Annotated in this window: 1 protein-coding gene; it reads left to right on the top strand. The window is 39.7% G+C overall.

All coding sequences use genetic code 11. The annotated features are described in order from the left end of the window. A partial coding sequence (locus ACTHUM_RS17285; protein WP_440403597.1) for a Fic/DOC family protein occupies positions 1 to 576 on the top strand: 576 nt, incomplete at its 5' end. Positions 577 to 643: the final 67 nt, after the last annotated feature.

The raw sequence follows: 643 nt of genomic DNA, 5'->3' as shown, positions 1-643 counted from the left end.
ATCTATATGAATGATGGTGTATTTAGAAATAAATTAGCCATTCAAGATCCACTTAAATTAGAAAAGGTCGAAAGAGACATTTCTGCTATTTCCGCCCAAAATCTGCTTTTGCAACCCATTACAGGCAATTTCGATTTGGCGCATTTACAGACCATTCATCGCGAACTGTTTGGTAATGTTTATGATTGGGCAGGAGAAATCCGGCGAATTGATATTTCCAAAGGTAATACCCGATTTGCCAATTTTGCTTTTATCGAAAACGAAAGCCGTACACTTTTGGAGAAGCTGCAAAGCGAAAACTATTTGCGGGGGTTGGATAAAGATAAATTCGCCGAGCGTGTGGCCTATTATTTGGGCGAGTTGAACGTCCTACATCCTTTTCGTGAAGGAAACGGCAGAACATTGCGCCTGTTTATGACGCAATTGGCAATAAAAAACGGTTTGCAGATACATTGGCAAAATATCTCTGCAGAACAAATGATTCAAGCCTGTATTCAGGCATACCATGTCGATAGCAGCTTATTGGCACGCCTAATTTTAGAAAATTTAGAACAATCGTCTTTTTCAGACGACTAAAACATCAACAAACCACGATATTTTAAGCAAGCGTAGGTTGGGGTTGGAAACCCAACGAGTCTATTAA

The organism is Neisseria sp. P0021.S006 (assembly GCF_051956895.1).
The sequence above is the reverse complement of the archived record's forward strand: the minus strand, read 5'-3'. Positions and strand labels throughout refer to the sequence as shown.